This window comes from Streptomyces sp. NBC_01426 (genome assembly GCF_036231985.1).
In the GTDB taxonomy this organism is placed as follows: domain Bacteria; phylum Actinomycetota; class Actinomycetes; order Streptomycetales; family Streptomycetaceae; genus Streptomyces.
The window spans coordinates 3850973-3869396 of record NZ_CP109500.1 but is presented as its reverse complement, the minus strand read 5'-3'; the positions used below and the strand labels follow the sequence as shown (position 1 = coordinate 3869396).

17 protein-coding genes and 2 tRNA genes are annotated in these 18424 nt (G+C 72.4%); 15 read left to right on the top strand and 4 right to left on the bottom strand.

Features of this window, described 5'->3' with window-relative positions; all coding sequences use genetic code 11:
• Positions 1-20 precede the first annotated feature (20 nt).
• From OG906_RS17110 to OG906_RS17080, 7 genes are all read left to right on the top strand, one after another.
• Positions 21-1262, top strand: coding sequence for an acyl-CoA dehydrogenase family protein (locus OG906_RS17110; RefSeq protein WP_329443773.1), 1242 nt, complete (start codon positions 21-23; stop codon positions 1260-1262).
• Positions 1259-2350: a bifunctional MaoC family dehydratase N-terminal/OB-fold nucleic acid binding domain-containing protein gene (locus tag OG906_RS17105; RefSeq protein WP_329443771.1), complete on the top strand. Its 1092-nt coding sequence runs from the start codon at positions 1259-1261 to the stop codon at positions 2348-2350. Before OG906_RS17110 ends, OG906_RS17105 begins: the two co-directional genes overlap by 4 nt.
• A 1-nt stretch (position 2351) precedes the next feature.
• On the top strand, positions 2352-3416 hold the full coding sequence (locus tag OG906_RS17100) for an acyl-CoA dehydrogenase family protein (RefSeq protein WP_329443769.1): 1065 nt from the start codon (positions 2352-2354) through the stop codon (positions 3414-3416).
• On the top strand, positions 3413-3802 hold the full coding sequence (locus OG906_RS17095; protein ID WP_267800076.1) for a MaoC family dehydratase: 390 nt from the start codon (positions 3413-3415) through the stop codon (positions 3800-3802). The genes OG906_RS17100 and OG906_RS17095 overlap by 4 nt, the downstream gene beginning before the upstream one ends.
• Positions 3799-4977, top strand: coding sequence for a lipid-transfer protein (locus tag OG906_RS17090; RefSeq protein ID WP_329443766.1), 1179 nt, complete (start codon positions 3799-3801; stop codon positions 4975-4977). Before OG906_RS17095 ends, OG906_RS17090 begins: the two co-directional genes overlap by 4 nt.
• 210 nt (positions 4978-5187) lie before the next feature.
• Entirely contained in the window at positions 5188-5721 is a 534-nt protein-coding gene (locus tag OG906_RS17085; RefSeq protein WP_267800078.1) for a SigE family RNA polymerase sigma factor, read from the top strand.
• Positions 5722-5898: 177 nt separating this feature from the next.
• The gene (locus OG906_RS17080) at positions 5899-7548 is read left to right on the top strand and encodes a long-chain fatty acid--CoA ligase (RefSeq protein ID WP_329443762.1); all 1650 of its coding nucleotides are present in this window, start codon (positions 5899-5901) and stop codon (positions 7546-7548) included.
• Positions 7549-7610: 62 nt separating this feature from the next.
• Here OG906_RS17080 and OG906_RS17075 read toward each other — a convergent pair whose 3' ends face one another.
• The 3 genes from OG906_RS17075 to OG906_RS17065 form a co-directional block, all read right to left on the bottom strand.
• On the bottom strand, positions 7611-8186 hold the full coding sequence (locus OG906_RS17075; RefSeq protein WP_329443760.1) for an antibiotic biosynthesis monooxygenase: 576 nt from the start codon (positions 8184-8186) through the stop codon (positions 7611-7613).
• A gap of 13 nt (positions 8187-8199) precedes the next feature.
• Positions 8200-11577, bottom strand: a complete 3378-nt coding sequence (locus OG906_RS17070; protein ID WP_329443757.1) for a hybrid sensor histidine kinase/response regulator — start codon at positions 11575-11577, stop codon at positions 8200-8202.
• A gap of 119 nt (positions 11578-11696) precedes the next feature.
• Positions 11697-12131 carry an SSI family serine proteinase inhibitor gene (locus OG906_RS17065; RefSeq protein ID WP_329443756.1) on the bottom strand — a complete coding sequence of 145 codons (435 nt, stop codon included), beginning with the start codon at positions 12129-12131 and terminating at the stop codon, positions 11697-11699.
• Positions 12132-12465: 334 nt separating this feature from the next.
• On the opposite strand from OG906_RS17065, the gene OG906_RS17060 reads away from it, so the two are divergent.
• From OG906_RS17060 to OG906_RS17050, 3 genes are all read left to right on the top strand, one after another.
• Positions 12466-12556 (top strand) — tRNA-Ser (locus OG906_RS17060).
• Between the two features lie 378 nt (positions 12557-12934).
• Positions 12935-13007 (top strand) — tRNA-Arg (locus tag OG906_RS17055).
• Positions 13008-13172: 165 nt separating this feature from the next.
• Entirely contained in the window at positions 13173-13541 is a 369-nt protein-coding gene (locus tag OG906_RS17050; RefSeq protein WP_267803093.1) for a PH domain-containing protein, read from the top strand.
• Positions 13542-13597: 56 nt separating this feature from the next.
• Here OG906_RS17050 and OG906_RS17045 read toward each other — a convergent pair whose 3' ends face one another.
• Positions 13598-14512, bottom strand: a complete 915-nt coding sequence (locus tag OG906_RS17045) for an SMP-30/gluconolactonase/LRE family protein (protein ID WP_329443753.1) — start codon at positions 14510-14512, stop codon at positions 13598-13600.
• A 108-nt stretch (positions 14513-14620) separates the two neighbouring features.
• Between OG906_RS17045 and OG906_RS17040 the strand changes: the two genes are divergently transcribed.
• The 5 genes from OG906_RS17040 to OG906_RS17020 all read left to right on the top strand — a co-directional run bounded on the left by OG906_RS17040 (position 14621) and on the right by OG906_RS17020 (position 18347).
• Positions 14621-15055, top strand: coding sequence for an Lrp/AsnC family transcriptional regulator (locus OG906_RS17040; protein ID WP_053684114.1), 435 nt, complete (start codon positions 14621-14623; stop codon positions 15053-15055).
• Positions 15052-15933, top strand: a complete 882-nt coding sequence (locus OG906_RS17035; RefSeq protein WP_329443751.1) for a DUF2797 domain-containing protein — start codon at positions 15052-15054, stop codon at positions 15931-15933. Before OG906_RS17040 ends, OG906_RS17035 begins: the two co-directional genes overlap by 4 nt.
• A gap of 141 nt (positions 15934-16074) precedes the next feature.
• The gene (locus tag OG906_RS17030; RefSeq protein WP_329443749.1) at positions 16075-16416 is read left to right on the top strand and encodes an antibiotic biosynthesis monooxygenase family protein; all 342 of its coding nucleotides are present in this window, start codon (positions 16075-16077) and stop codon (positions 16414-16416) included.
• A gap of 139 nt (positions 16417-16555) precedes the next feature.
• Positions 16556-17413: an amidohydrolase family protein gene (locus OG906_RS17025; RefSeq protein WP_329448048.1), complete on the top strand. Its 858-nt coding sequence runs from the start codon at positions 16556-16558 to the stop codon at positions 17411-17413.
• Positions 17414-17579: 166 nt separating this feature from the next.
• Positions 17580-18347, top strand: coding sequence for a response regulator transcription factor (locus OG906_RS17020; protein ID WP_053684119.1), 768 nt, complete (start codon positions 17580-17582; stop codon positions 18345-18347).
• Positions 18348-18424 lie beyond the last annotated feature (77 nt).

The window sequence follows — 18424 nt, the reverse complement described above, 5'->3', positions numbered from 1 at the left end:
GATGCCGGGAGGCCCGCGCCGTGCACCTCGCCCCGACTGAAGGACAGTTGCGGCTCCGCGCCGAGCTGAGGGAGTACTTCGGGACCCTGATGCCGGACGGGCCCCCCGAGGAACCGACCGCACAACGTGCCCTGTTGCGCCGCATAGGCGCCGACGGGCTGCTCGGCCTCGGCTGGCCCGTCGAGTACGGAGGTCAAGGCAGGGGCGCCGACGAGCAGTTCGTCTTCTTCGACGAGGCCTACCGGGCCGGCGCGCCCGTCTCCATGGTCACGCTCAACACCGTCGGCCCGACCCTGATGAAGTACGGGACCCGGGAGCAGAAGGACTACTTCCTGCCCCGGATCCTCGCCGGGGAGATCGTCTTCGCCATCGGCTACTCGGAGCCCGAAGCCGGCACCGACCTGGCCTCGCTCCGCACCCGCGCCGTACGCGCCGTACGCCACGAAGGCACCGACCCGGGAGCCCCAGCAGCCCCAGCAGACTCAGGAGCCCCAACAAGGCCGGCAGAAGCCGCCCGGGGCGATGACGCCGACTGGATCATCGACGGCCAGAAGATCTTCACGTCCAACGCCCAGAACGCCGACTGGATCTGGCTCGCCTGCCGCACCGACCCCGAGGCCCCCAAACACAAGGGCATCTCCATCATCCTGGTCCCCACCGACGCCCCCGGCTTCGCCTGGACCCCCATCGACACCGTAGGTGGCCTCACCACCACGGCCACCTACTACGACTCCATCCGCGTTCCCGCCGGCAACCTGGTCGGCCCCGAGCACGGCGGCTGGGGCCTGATCACGAACCAGCTCAACCACGAACGCGTGGCCCTCGCCGCCATCGGCATGCAGGCGGAGGACTTCTACGACCGCGCCCTCGCGCACGCCCGGACCCCCGACCCGGTCACGGGCGAACGCCCCGCCGACCGTCCCTGGGTACGGTCCCGGCTCGCCGAGGCGCATGCCCGACTGGCTGCCGTACGCCTTCTCAACTGGCGCCTGGTCCAAGACGTGGGCAGCGGAGCCCTGGCCCCGGGCGACGCGAGCGGGGTGAAGTTCCTCGGTACCGAGTCCACCGTGGAGGTGTACCGGATGTGCCAGGAGGTCGTCGGCGAGGAGGCGCTGATCCGCGGGCCTTCGGCCTTCGCGGGAGGCGAGCTGGAGCGCCTGAACCGGGCCGCCCAGATCAACACCTTCGGCGGCGGGGTCAGTGAGGTCCAGCGGGAGATCGTCGCCATGATGCGGCTCGGCATGAAGGGGAGGAAGCGATGACGGCCGACGGAGCCGAAGGCACGGCGGCGGGCACGCCCCCGCACGCCTCGACACGGGCGGCGGCGGGCACGCCCCCGCACGCCTCGACACGGGCGGCGGCGGGTACGCCCCCGCACGCCTCGATAGGGACAGCGCCGTGTGCCGCGGCAGCGGAGGCCCGGTTCCACGCCCGGCTGACGGCCTTCGAGGGGAAGCCCGCCGCCACCGGGGGGCGGGCCAAGGACGCGGTCAACGAGCCGATGATCCGCCACTGGTGCGAGGCGATGGGGGACACCAACCCCGCCTACGCCGGCCCGGACGCCATCGCCCCGCCCACCATGCTCCAGGCCTGGACGATGGGTGGGCTCTCCGGGCACACCGACCGTTCCTCCGCCTACGACGAACTCCTCCTGCTCCTCGACGGCGCGGGCTGTACCTCCGTGGTGGCGACCGACTGCGAGCAGGAGTACCTCCGTCCGCTGCGCCCCGGCGACCGCGTCACTTTCGATGCCGTCATCGAGTCGGTGTCGGCGCGCAAGACGACCAAGCTGGGTGCGGGGTACTTCGTGACGACCCGGACGGACGTCCACGCGAACGGCGAACTCGCCGGCACCCACCGCTTCCGCATCCTCAAGTACGCGCCCGCCCCGAACCGGACCCGGCAGCCGAAGCAACCCGCCCGGCCGCGCCGGGAAGGCCACTCCCCCCGACCCGCCCGCCCCCGTCCCGTGATCAACCGCGACAACCAGGGTTTCTGGGACGGCGTCCGCGACCACACCCTGCTGATCCAGCGCTGCACGGCCTGCTCGACCCTCCGCTTCCCCTGGCTCCCCGGCTGCAACGCCTGCGCCTCCCCCGACTGGGACACGGTCCCAGCGAGCGGCGCCGGCACGGTCTTCTCGTACGTGGTCATGCACCACCCGCCGTTCCCGGCCTTCGACCCCCCGTACGCGGTCGCGCTCGTCGAACTCGCCGAGGGGGTCCGGATGATCAGCAACATCACCGGAGTCCCGTACGACAAGGTCCGCATCGGCCTGCCGGTCCAGCTGGAGTTCCTGCGCGTCGACGACACGCTCGAACTCCCCGTCTTCCGGGCGGAGGCGGGCTGACATGGACTTCCACCCCACCGAGGAGCAGGCCGCCGCGGTCGGTCTCGCCGCGCGGATCTTCCGGGACCTCGCCACCCACGAACGCCTCGCCGCCGCCGGCACCGGCAGCGACGCCGAGCTCTGGAAGGCCCTGACGGCTGCCGGACTGATCGCCGCCGTCGAGGAGGTCGGACTGCTCGGTCTGGTGCTGCTGCTGGAGGAGCAGGGCCGCACCACCGCGCAGGTTCCGTACGTCGCCACCTGCGTGTACGGAGTCCTCCCCGTGGCCCGCCACGGCAGTCCCGCGCAACGTGCCCGCCTGCTGCCCACCCTGGGCACCGGCGAGGTGGTGGCCACCGGCGCCTTCCCGGCGCGCGGCCGGATCACCGCCGACCCCGACGGCCGGCTCACCGGTACCGCGCCGGCCGTGCCCTGGCTGCGCGATGCCACGCACGTCCTGGTGCCGGACGCGGCCGGGGCGCTGTGGTTCGTGGCGACGGACGCGCCCGGTGTGCGGATCTCGGCGGTGGAGACGACCGCGCCGTGGGCGGCCGGCGCGCTGTTCCTGGCCGGGGCGCGGGGCGAACGGCTCGGCGGTCCGCGGGCCCACGACGAGGTGCTGTCCGCCGCCCGCACCGCCTTCGCGGGCCTCCAGGCGGGCGTCTGCGCCGGGACGTTGGCCCGCGCCGTGGAGCACACCTCCACCCGCGAACAGTTCGGCCGGCCGCTCTCCACCAACCAGGGGGTGATGCTGCGCGCCGCCGACGCGTACATGGACACCGAGGCGATCCGCGTCACCGCGTACGAGGCGGCATGGCGGATCGACACGGGCCTGCCGGCGCGCGAGCACGCGCTCACGGCGGCCTGGTGGGCCTCGGAGGCGGGCAAGCGGGTCGTTCACGCGGGCCAGCACCTGCACGGCGGCATGGGCGCCGACCTGGACCATCCCGTACACCGGCACTTCCTGTGGGGACGCCAACTGGACGCGTACCTGGGCTGCGGCAGTGAACTGCTCGCCGAGCTGGGCGCGCGCGTTTCGGACCCGGTGCCCGCCGGCGCCGCGACACCCGAGGAGGACGACGCATGAACGTCGGCGACACGCTGCCGCCGCTGGAGATCCCGGTCACCCGCACGCTGATCGTCGCGGGTGCGATCGCCTCCCGCGACTACCAGGACGTGCACCACGACGCGGAGCTCGCGCGGGAGAAGGGCTCCCCGGACATCTTCATGAACATCCTGACGACCAACGGTCTGGTCGGCCGGTACGTCACCGACCACCTCGGACCGTCCGCGGTGCTGCGCAAGGTGGCCATCCGCCTCGGCGCCCCCAACCACCCCGGCGACACCATGACCCTCACCGCGACCGTCGTCGCCCGCGACGGGGACACCGCGGAGATCCGTGTCGTCGGCGCCAACGGCGTCGGCCTGCACGTCACGGGAACCGTCACCGTCACCCTGGGGGACACGGCATGAGCGTCCGCACCCGCGACGGTCTCGGCGGCCGCGCCGCCATCGTCGGCATCGGCGCGACCGAGTTCTCCAAGGACTCCGGCCGCAGCGAACTGAAGCTGGCCGTGGAGGCCGTCCACGCCGCCTTGGACGACGCCGGACTGAGCCCCGCCGACGTCGACGGCATGGTCACCTTCACCATGGACACCAGCCCCGAGATCACCGTCGCGCAGGCGGCCGGCATCGGGGACCTCTCCTTCTTCTCGCGAATCCACTACGGGGGCGGAGCGGCCTGCGCCACCGTCCAGCAGGCCGCCCTCGCCGTCGCCACCGGCGTCGCCGAGGTGGTGGTCTGCTACCGCGCCTTCAACGAGCGCTCCGGCCGCCGCTTCGGCTCCGGCGTCCAGCAGCGCGAGCCCTCGGCGGAGGGGGCGGCACTGGGCTGGTCCCTGCCGTGGGGACTGCTGACCCCGGCCTCCTGGGTGGCGATGGCCGCCCAGCGCTACCTGCACAGCTACAACCTGACCCCCGAGGCCTTCGGCCATGTCGCGGTCACCGACCGGCGGCACGCCGCCAACAATCCCGCCGCGTACTTCCACGGCAAGCCCATCACCCTCGCCGATCACGCGGCCTCACGGTGGATCGTCGAACCGCTGCGGCTGCTGGACTGCTGTCAGGAGACGGACGGCGGACAGGCGATCGTCGTCACCACCACCGAGCGGGCCCGTCACCTGCGCCGGAAACCCGCCGTGATCACCGCCGCCGCCCAGGGCGCCGGTCGTCGCCAGGAGGCCATGACCTCCTTCCACCGCGACGATCTCACCGGGCTCCCCGAGATGAACGTGGTCGCCCGCCAACTGTGGCGGACCAGCGGGTTGCGCGCCTCGGACATCGACGTCGGCATCCTCTACGACCACTTCACCCCGTTCGTGCTCATGCAACTGGAGGAGTTCGGCTTCTGCGCACCCGGCGAGGCCGCCGACTTCGTGGCAGCCGACGCCCTGCCGCTGAACACCCACGGCGGCCAGCTCGGCGAGGCGTACCTGCACGGCATGAACGGCATCGCGGAGGCCGTCCGCCAGCTCCGGGGCACCTCCGTCAACCAGGTTCCGGGCGCCGCGCACACCCTGGTCACCGCCGGCACCGGGGTCCCGACCTCGGCCCTGATCCTCGGCGCCGACGACTGCCGGGGCGGCTGACGGGCGGCTGACGGACGGCCGACGGCGGCCGAGCGGCCATCGAGCGACGGTCGGGGCGGGGAGTCGACCAAGGCCCGGGAAGGGGCGGCCGCGGGCCGCCTCCTCCACCTTCAGGAGGTGGGGCACGGCCCGGCCCTACAACCTGAGACGGACCCCGCTTCGGCACCTGCGGCCGATCCGGTGGGCCCGCTCCGCTCCTAGCGTGGAGCCATGACCACGCCTGTGTGCACACTCGCCTCGAATCCGACGACGTACCCGTCGTTCTCGGCGTACGTCCGGACCCGCGGCTCGGTCCTGATGCGCACCGCGCGCTCCCTCACCGCCAACCCCTGCGACGCCGAGGACCTGCTGCAGACGGCCCTGGCCAAGACGTACGTGGCCTGGGACCGCATCGAGGACCACCGGGCCCTCGACGGCTACGTGCGGCGGGCGCTGGTCAACACCCGCACTTCGCAGTGGCGCAAGCGCAAGGTGGACGAGTTCGTCTGCGACGAGCTTCCGGAGAGCGAGGAGCCGCCGGCCACCGACCCCGCGGAGGCGCAGGCCCTGCGCGACGCCATGTGGCGCGCGGTGACCCGGCTGCCCGACCGGCAACGGGCGATGGTGGTGCTCCGCTACTACGAGGACCTGAGCGAGGCGCAGACCGCCGAGCTGCTCGGGGTCTCGGTGGGCACGGTCAAGAGCGCGGTCTCCCGCGCCCTGGTCAAGCTGCGCGAGGACCCGGAACTCACCGTCGTCCGATGAGGACGCGTGTCACCGTGTTTCACGTGAAACAACAGGACGCCCGTCACCGTGCGCCGTTTCACGTGAAACATCGCCAGGGTTTCCACCCGTGAGGTAGTGACATGCCGACCGGTACGTGCGCAGAATCGGCAGCATCCGTAGCCGCCGCAGCGCCGCAGCGCTCACCGGGAGGACGCTTTGCTGAGCACGATGCAGGACGTACCGCTCCTCGTCACCCGCATACTCCAGCACGGGATGACGATCCACGGGAAGTCCCAGGTCACGACCTGGACCGGGGAGGCCGAGCCGCATCGTCGCAGCTTCGCCGAGATCGGTACCCGCGCCACCCGCCTCGCCAACGCCCTGCGCGACGAACTCGGCGTCCGGCAGGACGACCGGGTCGCGACCCTCATGTGGAACAACGCCGAGCACGTGGAGGCGTACTTCGCGATTCCCTCCATGGGCGCCGTTCTGCACACGCTGAACCTGCGACTGCCTCCCGAGCAGCTGGTCTTCATCGTCAACCACGCGGCGGACCGGGTCGTGCTGGTCAACGGCACCCTGCTCCCGCTCCTGGTCCCGCTGCTGCCGCACCTGCCCACCATCGAGCACGTGGTCGTCGCGGGCGTCGGGGACCGTTCCGGGCTCGAAGGCCTCGACGTGCGCGTGCACGAGTACGAGGAACTCCTGGCGGGGCGCCCGGACACCTATGCCTGGCCCGAGCTGGACGAACGCCAGGCCGCGGCCATGTGCTACACCTCCGGCACCACCGGCGACCCCAAGGGCGTCATCTACTCGCACCGCTCCGTCTACCTGCACTCGATGCAGGTGAACATGGCCGAGTCGATGGGTCTGACGGACCGGGACACCACGCTCGTCGTCGTTCCGCAGTTCCACGTGAACGCGTGGGGCCTGCCCCACGCCACGTTCATGACCGGCATCAACATGCTGATGCCGGACCGCTTCCTTCAGCCCGCCCCGCTCGCCGAGATGATCGAGCGGGAGAAGCCCACCCACGCCGCGGCCGTCCCCACCATCTGGCAGGGACTGCTCGCCGAGGTGACCGCCAACCCGCGCGACCTGACCTCGATGAAGCAGGTCACGATCGGCGGTGCGGCCTGTCCGCCCTCCCTCATGGAGGCGTACGAGAAGCTCGGCGTCCGCCTCTGTCACGCCTGGGGCATGACGGAGACCTCGCCGCTCGGCACCATGGCGCACCCGCCGGCCGGTCTGACCGCCGAGGAGGAGTGGCCGTACCGGATCACCCAGGGCCGATTCCCCGCAGGCGTCGAAGGGCGCCTGGTGGGACCCGGCGGCGACCACCTGCCGTGGGACGGCCGGTCGGCGGGCGAGCTGGAGGTGCGCGGCACCTGGATCGCGGGCGCCTACTACGGCGGCGCGGAAGGCGAGCCGCTCCGTCCCGAGGACAAGTTCAGCGCGGACGGCTGGCTCAAGACCGGCGATGTCGGCGTGATCAGCGCCGACGGGTTCCTCACGCTGACCGACCGGGCCAAGGACGTCATCAAGTCCGGCGGCGAGTGGATCTCCAGCGTCGAGCTGGAGAACGCGCTGATGGCGCACCCGGAGGTGGCCGAGGCGGCGGTCGTGGCCGTCCCCGACGAGAAGTGGGGCGAGCGTCCGCTGGCCACGGTCGTCCGCACGCAGGGCGCGAGCATCGACTACGCGGGGCTGCGCGCGTTCCTCGCCCAGTCGATCGCCAAATGGCAGTTGCCGGAGCGCTGGGCCTTCGTGGACGCGGTGCCGAAGACGAGCGTCGGCAAGTTCGACAAGAAGGTGATCCGGAAGCAGTACGCGGACGGGGCACTGGAGGTCACCACGCTGGGCTAGCGCCCCTCGGCGGCGGCGAGTGGATCTCCTGCGACGGGCAGGGGAACGCGCCGTCGCCGGAGTCAGCCCCGGGTCAGCCAGGGCCGCAGCAGCTTACTGACGGCGGGCATGGCCACGTAGGTCATGAGGGTGCTGAAGACGACCGCGAACGCCGCTGTGCGCACCACGAAGTGCAGATCCACCAGGTACGGCCCGAGCAGCGCGTTGCCCGCCAGCGAGATCGGGAAGATCGCCAGCCCCGAGCTGATCGCCATCTTCCAGCGCGGCGGCGCGGGCCGGGTCGTACCCGGCTTGGCGAACCAGGTCTCCATGCCGTGGAGTTCCCGCCGGGCTATCTCGGTGTGGTGGTGCCCGAGGCAGTTGGAGAACCACTGCGCCCGCTCGGCGGAGTCCTGCCACCGGTGGAACGCGGCCTCGTTGCGGAAGCGGTGCACCAGGAACCAGGGCCCGCCCTCCGAGGCCGGGCGGAACAGCCCGTAGCCGAGGTGGTCCGGGAAGCTCGCGGCGGTCTCCAGGATCCCGTGGGCCCAGGCCTCGAACGTCTCCTCGTGGCCCGGCTCCACCTGACGGGCGATGAGCAGGTTCACCTCCCCGTTGTCGGCGGGGACGGTGTGCTCGGTCGTGTCGGTGATGGCCATGCGGCCAGGATGACTAGTTGGTGCCGATCTTTGCCAGCAGGTCCACGATGCGGCCCTGCACGTCCGCGGTCGTGGCCCGTTCGGCGAGGAACAGGACGCTCTCGCCCGAGGCCAGCCGCGGCAGTTCGGCCGGGTCGATCCCGGCGGTCGTGTAGACGACCAGCGGGGTCCGGTTCAACTGTCCGTTGGCACGCAACCAGTCCACGATCCCGGCCCGACGGCGCCGGACCTGCATCAGGTCCATGACCACCAGGTTGGGGCGCATCCGGGTCGCCAGCTCGACGGCGTCCGTGTCGGCGCCCGCCCGTGCCACCTGCATCCCGCGCCGCTCCAGGGCGGCGCTCAGGGCGATGGCGATCTCCTCGTGCTCCTCGATCAGCAGGACCCGGGACGGGTGCTGCTCGCTGTCGCGGGGCGCGAGCGCCTTGAGCAGGACGGCCGGATCGGCGCCGTACGCGGCCTCGCGCGTGGCGTGTCCCAGCCCGGCCGTGACCAGGACCGGAACCTCGGCGGCCACCGCGGCCTGACGCAGCGACTGCAGGGCGGTCCGGGTGATCGGCCCGGTCAGCGGGTCGACGAACAGCGCCGCGGGGAAAGCGGCGATCTGCGCGTCCACCTCCTCGCGGGAGTTCACGATCACCGGGCGGTAGCCGCGGTCGCTGAGGGCCTGCTGCGTCTGCGCGTCGGGCGCGGGCCACACGAGCAGCCGGCGCGGATTGTCCAGCGGCTCCGGCGGCAGCTCGTCGTCCACGGGACGGGGCACGGGCCGGTTGACCACCTCGACGGCGCCACCGGGGCCGTCCAGCGGCTCGGGGCCCTCGGCGGATCCCGCCTCGGGTGCCCCTATGGCGAAGGCACGTCCCTGAGCGGCGGGTTCGGCGAGTCGGCGCCTGCGACCGGAGCCGCTCGCGTCGACGGAAATGCCCTGGCCCAGGGTGCCGAGGGCGCGCACGCTGATCGGCTGCGCGGCCTCCGCCGGGGCGTCCTGCGGCTGCCGGGCACCGGGGACGGCGGCCGACGCGGCCTGGTCGTCCTCGACTGCGGTCCGGGCGGCGGGTACCGGCCACGCCGGGGTGGCGGGCAGGGCGCGGCGTCGACCGGTGGGGTGGGCCGGGTCGGCGGCTTCCTGCGCACCTGCCTCGGGCGCGGTGTCGGGGGTCTCGGGCTCCGAGGCCGGGGCACCGAGCACGCGCCGGCCGCGGCGTCCGCCCGGAGCGTCGGAGTCGGCCTCGGCGGGAGCGGGCGCGGAACCGGCCATCGCGGGCGCCTGCGGTGCGGCCGGGGCGGGCCCCGGAACCGGGCTCGCCGCTGGGGTCGGGCCGGCGGGCAGCGCGAAGCCGCCCTCGGGGGCGATGGGGCGCTGCGGGACGGGCGGTACGAGGCCGGTCGCCGGTACGGGCCCGCCGGGCTGCGCGGGCGGACCCGCGGGCCCCAGCGCCCGCCGTCGCCCCGCGGGGTGCTCGGACACCGGGACCGGCGGTACGGGCGGCAGCGCGGGCATCGCGGTGCCCTGCGGGGGCACGGGCCGACCGGAGCCGCCCTGCCCGCCGTTCACACCGTTTTGGGGACCCCGGGCGGGGCCGGCCGCGGCGCCGTTGCCGCTGCCGTCGCCGTCCCGACCCCGGCGGCGTCCGGTGCCCAGGCCCGCCGGGTTCACCGGGGACTGCGCCAGCCCGGATCCCGTCGGACCGGAGTCGGCGGGGCTGCCGTCGGCCCGTCGCCGTCCGGACGGCAGCGCCAGCGCGCTCCCGCCACCACCCTGGCCGGGGCCGCGGCCCTCGGGGGCCTTCGGCTCCTCGGCCTCGTCGTCCAGGAACGCGTCCACGCCGCTGCGCCGTGCGCGCCGGCCGCCGGACTCGCCCTTGCCCTCGTGGTTCGGCTTGCCCTCGGGAGCCTTGTCCTCGGGCTCCTTCGGCGGTTCGGGCAGGGTCACCGTGCCGGCTCCCGCGCCCAGCGGGAACTCCAGCACGTACGCACCGCCCGGCGCACCCGGGACCTCGACCGTCTGCAACACACCGCCGTGCGCGGCCACGATGCCCCGCACGATCGGCTCGTGCACGGGGTTGCCCCCCTCGTAGGGCCCACGCACCTCGATCCGTACGACGTCACCGCGCTGCGCGGCGGCCACGACGATCGTCGAGTCGGCGTACCCGCTGCCCTGCGCGGTCTTGCCGGTGGCGTCCACCCCGGCCACGTCCGCGACCAGATGCGCGAGGGCGGCCGCGACACGGTCCGCGTCCACCTCGGCCTCGATGGTCGGCGCGTGCACGGCGAACTGCGCCCGGCCCGGCCCGATCAGCTCGACCGCGCCGTCGACGCCGGCCGCGACGACCGCGTTGATCAGGACCTTCTTCTTGTCGAGCTTGTCGCTGCCCGCGTCCAGCCGTTGGAAGCCGAGCACGTTGTCCACGAGTGTGGTCATCCGCGAGTACCCGGCGGCCAGGTGGTGCAGCAGCTGGTTGGCCTCCGGCCACAGCTGACCGGCGTCGTCGGCCGCCAGAGTCGCCAGTTCGCGGCGCAGTTCGGCCAGCGGACCGCGCAGGGAGTCGTCGAGCAGCGCCATCAACTGGGCGTTGCGGGCCGCGAGGGCGTCGTACGGCCGCCGGTCCGTGAACGTCATGACGGCGCCGACGAGCAGCTCCCCGTCCCGTACGGGCGAGGTGGTGAGGTCGACGGAGACGGGCTGCCCCGACTTGTTCCACAGGACCTGGCCGCGGACCCGGTGCTTGCGCCCGCTGCGCAGGGTGTCGGCGAGGGGCGATTCCTCGAACGGGAACGGCGAGCCGTCGGCGCGGGAGTGCTGGATCAGCCCGTGCAGCTCGCGGTTGCCGAGGTCGGTGGCCCGGTATCCGAGGATCTGCGCCGCCGCCGGATTGACCAGCACGACCCGACCGTCGGTGTCGGTACCCACCACGCCCTCGGCGGCGGCCCGCAGGATCATCTCGGTCTGCCGCTGGGAACGCGCCAGCTCGGCCTCGGTGTCCACCGTCTCGGAAAGATCCCGTACGACGAGCATGAGCAGCTCGTCACCGGTGTAGGACGGGGCGGGCTCGCGGTAGGCGTCGCGGCCATCGAGGTGGGCGCTGGTGACCTCGACGGGGAACTCGGTTCCGTCGGTGCGCCGCGCGGTCATCCGCTTCGGCTTGGCGCGCCCGCCCTCGTCGTCGCCGGGCCGACGCATGGAGCCGGGGATCAACTTGGAGTCGAACTCGGGCAGCAGGTCGAGCACACCGCGCCCGACGAGCCCGGTGCCGGGACTCTCCATGATTTCGAGGGCGATCGAATTCGCGTTGACGACCGTGCCGTTGGCGTTGACGAGCAACAGCGCGTCGGGAAGAGCGTCGAGTATTGCTGCGAGGCGAGCAGCGCCTCGGGATGGCCTGCTGCTCACGACGAGCTTCCTCCCTGACCACGACTACCGGCATGTCACGGGAGGAGTCTAAGGGCACGGGCCCTCGGCGGGGCGGCGGATGTGCGGTGTATTCCGCCCATCCTTCGCATCCTCCCAGGTCAGGCACGCCCACTCGGAAGCACAGGTTCCATGTTGTTCCAACGGGCGATGTCGCATCCGTTCGTTCGCCGGAACGTCGCGTCCACCTTCTTCCCGTCCCACGTACCGGTGATCCGGGCGGTGGCGGGCCCGCCGTCGACCATGGTGCAGAACTGCCGCTTCGCGACGGGTGCGAAGGGGTTCTCGCCGTTCTTCGCGAAGGTGTCGAGCCGGGCACAGGCGTCCTGGGCCCGGGGGTGGTTGCCGCCGACCGGGTCGCACTCAAGGGAGTAGTCGCCGTCGGCGAGCGGGTTGCCGGTGTTGGACACGGCGACGGTCAGCCGGTCGGGAGCAGCCGCCGGCGCCGACAGCAGGTGCAGGGGCAGGGGTGGCAGCGGTCCGGCGGCCACTGCGGCCAGGGCGGAGGTGACGGCGAAGGCGGCGAGACGCAGCATGTGGCACTCCAGGTCGTCCGTACGTCGTACGCCTCACCAACGACGTGCCGGCCCCGACGTTGCGCGCGGTCCGCTGCGTGCGTGTGTGCGTGCCCCGCGCGCCGCCGCCTTCGGGACGGCTGCCGGTTCCGCGGAACGCCCGCCGGTACACCCGTTGGTGCGTCCCTCACCGCGCCGCCGTACGCCCGCCCCGAGCCCCTCGACACCGGTGCCGCGCGCGGGCTCCTAAGCCTTTGCCCTGGACCTGTCGTTCCTTGTACCGTGGGAGCGGATTGGTGACCGGCCCCGGGCCTGTGTCATCATCTGCACGCACCTTCGTACGCGAGGGTGTGCTGGAGGCGTCGCCTAGTCCGGTCTATGGCGCCGCACTGCTAATGCGGTTTGGGGCTTACCCCCCATCGAGGGTTCAAATCCCTCCGCCTCCGCACCTCACCGAAGCCCCGGTCCTCAGGACCGGGGCTTCGGTGCGTTCGGGCCTCGTCGGGCCGCCGTCTCGTGATCGCCGTGATCGTCTTCGCGTGAATGCCGCGTGGGTGTTTTCCGGACGACTCGTCGACGGCTTCCGGCCGCTCCCCGGTCCCGGCGCGCCGCGGCGGGGTTCCGCGCCCGTGATCACGCCGCGAGCCCTCGCGGACCCCTCGGCAGCCCGGTCGGGGGTACTTCCCGGAACCGGCCAGATGATCTTCTTCTGGGGCGTTTTCGCAGGTCAGCAGCGGTGGGGCTAATGGATTTCGCGTCCCGCCGAGGTCCATGTATTGTTGTTCTCGCAAGGCCAACGGGGCGCAAAACCCCGGGAAGCCCAAGCACTCGTAGCTTAACGGATAGAGCATCTGACTACGGATCAGAAGGTTGCAGGTTCGAATCCTGCCGAGTGCACAGCAGGCCAGAGGCCCTCAGGAGAAATCCTGAGGGCCTCTCGCGTTTCCCGGGCCTCGGTGTCTCCGGGGGATCTCCGGGTGGGGGTCGGTCTGGTGGACGACGTCGGGCGGGGCGGGGCCGGCTAGCCTTTCGAGGGTCGTTGAGTCTTCGAAGGGAAGTTCCATGGGCCTGTTCGGGAACGCGCACACCGTCGATCCGGTGTCGGCGCAGCGGGACTACCAGCGGCTGCTGGGCCAGGGGGAGCAGGTGCACGCCGCGTACCTCCTGATCCGCGACACCATCCTGTTCACCGATCGGCGGCTGGTGCTCGTCGACAAGCAGGGCATCACGGGCAAGAAGGTGGAGTACCACTCCATCCCCTACCGCAGCATCACGCACTTCTCGGTGGAGACCGCCGGTCACTTCGATCTCGATGCCGAGCTGAAGATCTGGATATCGGGCGGCACGACGCCCGCGGTGGAGAAGACCTTCACCAAGGGCGTCGACATCTACGAGGTGCAGGCGATCCTGACGCAGTTCGTCGCCCGGTAGGCCGTTGGTCGGGCGCCGGGTGTGCCCGTTGCGTGCGCTCCGGTGCGCGGCAGGGTTCAGCGGGCCACGCGGGGGAGGCCGGTCACCGACATCACCAGGGAGTACAGCGAGGTGGTGGCGGTGATGAAGAGGCGGTTGTTCTTGGGGCCGCCGAAGGTGATGTTCGAGACCGGCTCCGGAACGCGGAGCCGGCCGATCAGAGTGCCGTCCGCCGCGTGGCAGCGCACGCCGTCCGCCATGGCCGCCGCCCAAAGCCTGCCCTGGTCGTCGAAGCGGATGTTGTCCACGGAGGGGCAGACGGCGAACACCCGGTCGTGGGTCAGGGTCCCGTCGTCGGTGACCTTGAAGGCGCGGATGTGTCCCGCGCGGGTGTCGGCGGCGTACAGCTCGCTCTCGTCCGGGGAGAAGACGAGGCCGTTCGGGCCCAGGAAGCCGTCCGCGACCAGTCGGACCTCGCCCGTCGCGGGGTCGGCACGGTAGAGGTTGCAGGCGCCGATCTCGCTCGGGGCGCGGTGGCCCTCGTAGTCGTTGGTGATGCCGAAGTCCGGGTCGGAGAACCAGACGGAGCCGTCCGAGCGCACGACCGCGTCGTTCGGGCTGTTGAGCCGCTTGCCGTCCCAGTGGTCCGCCAGGACCGTGAGGCTGCCGTCCGGTTCGGTGCGGGTGACGCGCCGGTTGCCCTGCTCGCAGGTGATCAGGCGGCCTTCGCGGTCGAGGGTGTTGCCGTTGGAGTGGCCGGCCGGGGAACGGAAGACGGAGACGGCGCCGGTCGCCTCGTCCCAGCGCAGCATGCGGTCGTTGGGGATGTCGCTCCACACGAGTTGCCGCCAGGCGGGCAGGTAGAGCGGTCCTTCCGCCCAGCGGCAGTCGTCGTACAGGCGCTCCAGGCGCATGTCACCGTTGGCACAGCGGCCCGTGCGGAAACGATCGTCCAGAATCTCGTACAGGTCTGGGTCTGCGGTAGCTGACATGGTTCCCCCTGATGCTTGCTTGGCCGAATGATGTTCGGTGTGATGGTGAGATTGCAGGATCAGGTACCGTCTTCGCAAGGCCCGACGGGCACATGAGAGGAAGATCGCGTGGACGACATCGACCGGGCGCTCGTCCTGCGCCTCCAGCAGGACGCCGGCCAGTCCTACGCGGCCCTCGGCGCGGCCGTCGGCCTCTCGGCCGGCGCCACGCACGAGCGCGTACGGAAACTGCGCGAGCGCGGAGTGATCCGGCGGACCACGGTCGACGTGGACCCGGCCGCCGTGGGCAGCGGGGTGCTGGCCTACGTGATGGTCGACTCCAACGCCTGGATGGGGGACTCGGCGGAGGCCTTCGCCGCGATCCCGGAGATCCAGGAGGCGCACGTCATCGCCGGCAGCGCGTCGGTGCTGGTCAAGGTCCGCTCCGCCACCACCGTGCAGCTACAGGACGTACTGCGCCGCCTCTACGCCATCGACGGGGTCAGCGGAACGCAGGCCACCGTCGTCCTGGACACCTTCTTCGAACGGCCGCTCCCGCTGTGACCTGGTGGTGCACCGGCATCCGCTGGAAGGACGGCGGCCCGTCCATCGGCTGGTACGGGCCCGAGCGCGGGGAGCGCGCCGGCGTGCTCGGGTACGGGCACCGGCTGGCCTTCGCCGCCCGGGGCGAGCGGCACTGCCTGGGCGTGTGGCGGGCCGGCAGGCGGACCCCGTGCCCGACCGGCCGACCGGTGCCGGGCCGGGCGGGGAGCTCCCAGTGTCCCGAGTGCGCCCGGCTGGACCGGTCCTTCTCGGTGGCCGCCGACACCAACGTCGCCGATCCGCGCACGTACCGGGTGTACCTGGCGTGGTTCGGCCCCGGCCTGCTCAAGGTCGGCATCACCGCCGAGGAGCGCGGCCCGGCCCGGTTGCTGGAGCAGGGCGCGGTGACCTGGGCCTGGCTCGGGCGCGGGCCGCTGATGGCGACCCGGCGCACCGAGGAACTCCTGCGGGCCGCCCTCGGGGTGCCCGATCGGATCGCGTACGCCCGCAAGCGCGCCGTACGGGCCCACCTGCCGCCGCGCGCGGAGCGGGCCGGGGAGGTGGCCGAGCTGCACGCCCGGGCCGCGGCCCTGCCGGGATGGCCGGAGTCGCTGGAGCGACTGGGCTGCGAAGTCGTCGACCACGCCGTCCCGTTCGGCCTCGACACGCTGCCCGAACCCGCACGGGTGGTCACCGAGATGGTGCCCGACGGGACGGTGACGGGGACCCTAGTGGGCGCGGCCGGACCGGATCTGCACTTCGCGGACGGGCTGGTGGTGGACGCCCGACTGCTCGCCGGCTGGGAGCTGGTCGCACCGCGGGAGGACGGCGGCGCGGAGGTGCCGACGGCCGTCGTCGCGCCGCCGTCCCCGGGGGTCGGGCAGGAACGGCTGTTCTGACGGGCGCGGGCCGGCAGCCTCGGCCGAGGTGCCCGTCGTGAAGGCCGCGCCGGCCGTCCATGGTCAAGTCTTGGATCCCTTTGGCCTCGTGGACGGCTTTCCTGTGGACATCCCGGGGGCCCGCCGCAGAGGGTGGTGGGCATGAACATCCAGCCCGTGCCGGCGTTCGAACCGCCGTACCTGATGGCCGTCTTCACCGATGTCCGCACCGCCGACGAGAGCGACTACCCGGAGACGGGCGCCCGGATGAGCGAGCTGGTCGCGGCCAACCCCGGCCTCCTCGGCCACGAGTCCGCGCGCACCCCGGGCGGTCTCGGCATCACCGTCGCCTACTTCCGCGACGAGGAGTCGCTGACGGCCTGGCGCGAGGACCGGGAGCACCGGGCGGCCATGCGGCGGGGCCGCGAGGACTGGTACGAGAGCTACACCCTGCACGTCGCGACCGTCGAACGGAGCCACGGATTTGTCCGCGCCGAGCACTGAGCCAAGGCCCGAGCCGACCATCGAGCCGACCATCGAGCCGAGCCCCGAGCCGACCATCGAGCCGAGCGACGGGCCGACCACCGATCCGACCACCGACCCGACCTCCGGGGAATCGGCGGAGGCGGCGACGGCGGAGGCGGTGCGCGTCTTCCGGGAGCGGCTCGGGCTGCCCGGGCTGGTCGACGTGCACACCCACTTCATGCCCGAGCGGGTCCTGGACAAGGTGTGGGACTACTTCGACGCGGTCGGTCCGTTGACCGGCGTCGAGTGGCCGATCACCTACCGGCACGAGGAGGAGCAGCGGGTCGCGCTGCTCCGGCGGTTCGGGGTGCGTGCCTTCACCGCCATGCTCTACCCGCACAAGCCGGCGATGGCGGCCTGGCTGAACGCCTGGGCCGCCGATTTCGCCGCGCGGACCCCCGACTGCCTGCACACGGCGACCTTCTTCCCGGAGGACGGGGCGGCGGCGTACACCGCCCGGGCGGTCGAGGCCGGGGCGCGGGTCTTCAAGGCGCACCTCCAGGTCGGCGGGTACGACCCGAACGACGACCGGCTCGACACGGTCTGGGGGCTGCTGGCGGAGGCCGGGATCCCCATCGTGATCCACTGCGGCTCGGGACCCGTGCCCGGCAAGCACACCGGGCCCGAACCCGTCGCCCGGCTACTGGCCCGCCACCCCCGCCTGCCCCTGGTGATCGCGCACATGGGGATGCCCGAGTACGCCGACTTCCTCGACCTCGCCGAGCGGTACGGCGAGGTCCGGCTGGACACCACCATGTCCTTCACCGACTTCTCCGAGCAGTTCAGCGGCTTCCCGGCCGGGGACCTGGGGCGGCTCGTCGACCTCGGCGACCGGATCCTGCTGGGCACCGACTTCCCGAACATCCCCTACCCCTACGAGCACCAGCTCGCGGCCTTGGAGCGCCTCGACCTCGGGGACGACTGGCTGCGCGCGGTCTGCCACGACAACGGAGCCCGGCTGTTCCGGCTGCCCTGAGCCCCACCGGTCCGACAGAGACCCCCGGCCCGCACCCGCCCGATCCGCCCCACATCCCCCGGTTGCGCCCGTTTCGGGCTCCGGCGGGCGGTGCGGGCGGGCGTTTCTCAGGAAATTCACAGGTAGGCGCAAGAACGCTCTCAGAGGCCCGGGTCAGCGTGTAGGCATGACTGCGACGACCACCTCACACGCGTCCACGTCCACCGGCAATCACACGGCCCTCGTCCGGCCCGACGGCGGCCCCTGCCGGGTGCTCGTGGTCGACGACGAGGCCGCGCTCTCCGAGCTGCTGTCCATGGCCCTGCGCTACGAGGGCTGCGAGGTCCGCAGCGCCGGGGACGGGGCGGGCGCGGTCCGCGCGGCCCGCGAGTTCCGCCCCGACGTGGTGCTGCTCGACATCATGCTCCCGGACATGGACGGGCTGGCCGTACTCGGCCGGCTCCGCCGGGAGCTCCCCCAGGTCCCGGTGCTGTTCCTGACCGCCAAGGACTCCGTCGAGGACCGGATCGCGGGCCTGACGGCGGGCGGCGACGACTACGTCACCAAGCCGTTCAGCCTGGAGGAGGTCGTGGCCCGGCTGCGCGGCCTGGTCCGGCGCTCCGGCGCGGCACAGGCCGCGCGCGGGGGATCCGTCCTGGTCGTGGGCGACCTGCGGCTCGACGAGGACAGCCACGAGGTCACCCGGGACGGCCGGGAGGTCCATCTGACCGCCACCGAGTTCGAGCTGCTGCGCTACCTGATGCGCAACCCGCGCCGCGTGCTCAGCAAGGCGCAGATCCTGGACCGGGTCTGGTCCTACGACTTCGGCGGCCAGGCCAACGTCGTCGAGCTGTACATCTCCTACTTGCGACGGAAGCTGGAGAGCGGCCCCGGATGGCCCCCGATGATCCACACCCGCCGCGGCGCCGGCTACCTGATCAAGCCGGCCGAGTAGTGCCCGTACGTCGACTGCGACGAGGTGTTCGGCTCCGCCGGCCGTGGTCGCTGCGGACCCGACTCGTCCTGTCGGCG

Bases quoted from the DNA above. Each gene is read 5' to 3' on its own strand.
- OG906_RS17045 (WP_329443753.1), bottom strand. From the start codon at position 14,512: ATGTCAGCTACCGCAGACCCAGACCTGTACGAGATTCTGGACGATCGT.
- OG906_RS17065 (WP_329443756.1), bottom strand. From the start codon at position 12,131: ATGCTGCGTCTCGCCGCCTTCGCCGTCACCTCCGCCCTGGCCGCAGTG.
- OG906_RS17075 (WP_329443760.1), bottom strand. From the start codon at position 8,186: ATGGCCATCACCGACACGACCGAGCACACCGTCCCCGCCGACAACGGG.
- OG906_RS17085 (WP_267800078.1), top strand. From the start codon at position 5,188: ATGACCACGCCTGTGTGCACACTCGCCTCGAATCCGACGACGTACCCG.
- OG906_RS17050 (WP_267803093.1), top strand. From the start codon at position 13,173: ATGGGCCTGTTCGGGAACGCGCACACCGTCGATCCGGTGTCGGCGCAG.
- OG906_RS17030 (WP_329443749.1), top strand. From the start codon at position 16,075: ATGAACATCCAGCCCGTGCCGGCGTTCGAACCGCCGTACCTGATGGCC.
- OG906_RS17095 (WP_267800076.1), top strand. From the start codon at position 3,413: ATGAACGTCGGCGACACGCTGCCGCCGCTGGAGATCCCGGTCACCCGC.
- OG906_RS17100 (WP_329443769.1), top strand. From the start codon at position 2,352: ATGGACTTCCACCCCACCGAGGAGCAGGCCGCCGCGGTCGGTCTCGCC.
- OG906_RS17105 (WP_329443771.1), top strand. From the start codon at position 1,259: ATGACGGCCGACGGAGCCGAAGGCACGGCGGCGGGCACGCCCCCGCAC.
- OG906_RS17090 (WP_329443766.1), top strand. From the start codon at position 3,799: ATGAGCGTCCGCACCCGCGACGGTCTCGGCGGCCGCGCCGCCATCGTC.
- OG906_RS17020 (WP_053684119.1), top strand. From the start codon at position 17,580: ATGACTGCGACGACCACCTCACACGCGTCCACGTCCACCGGCAATCAC.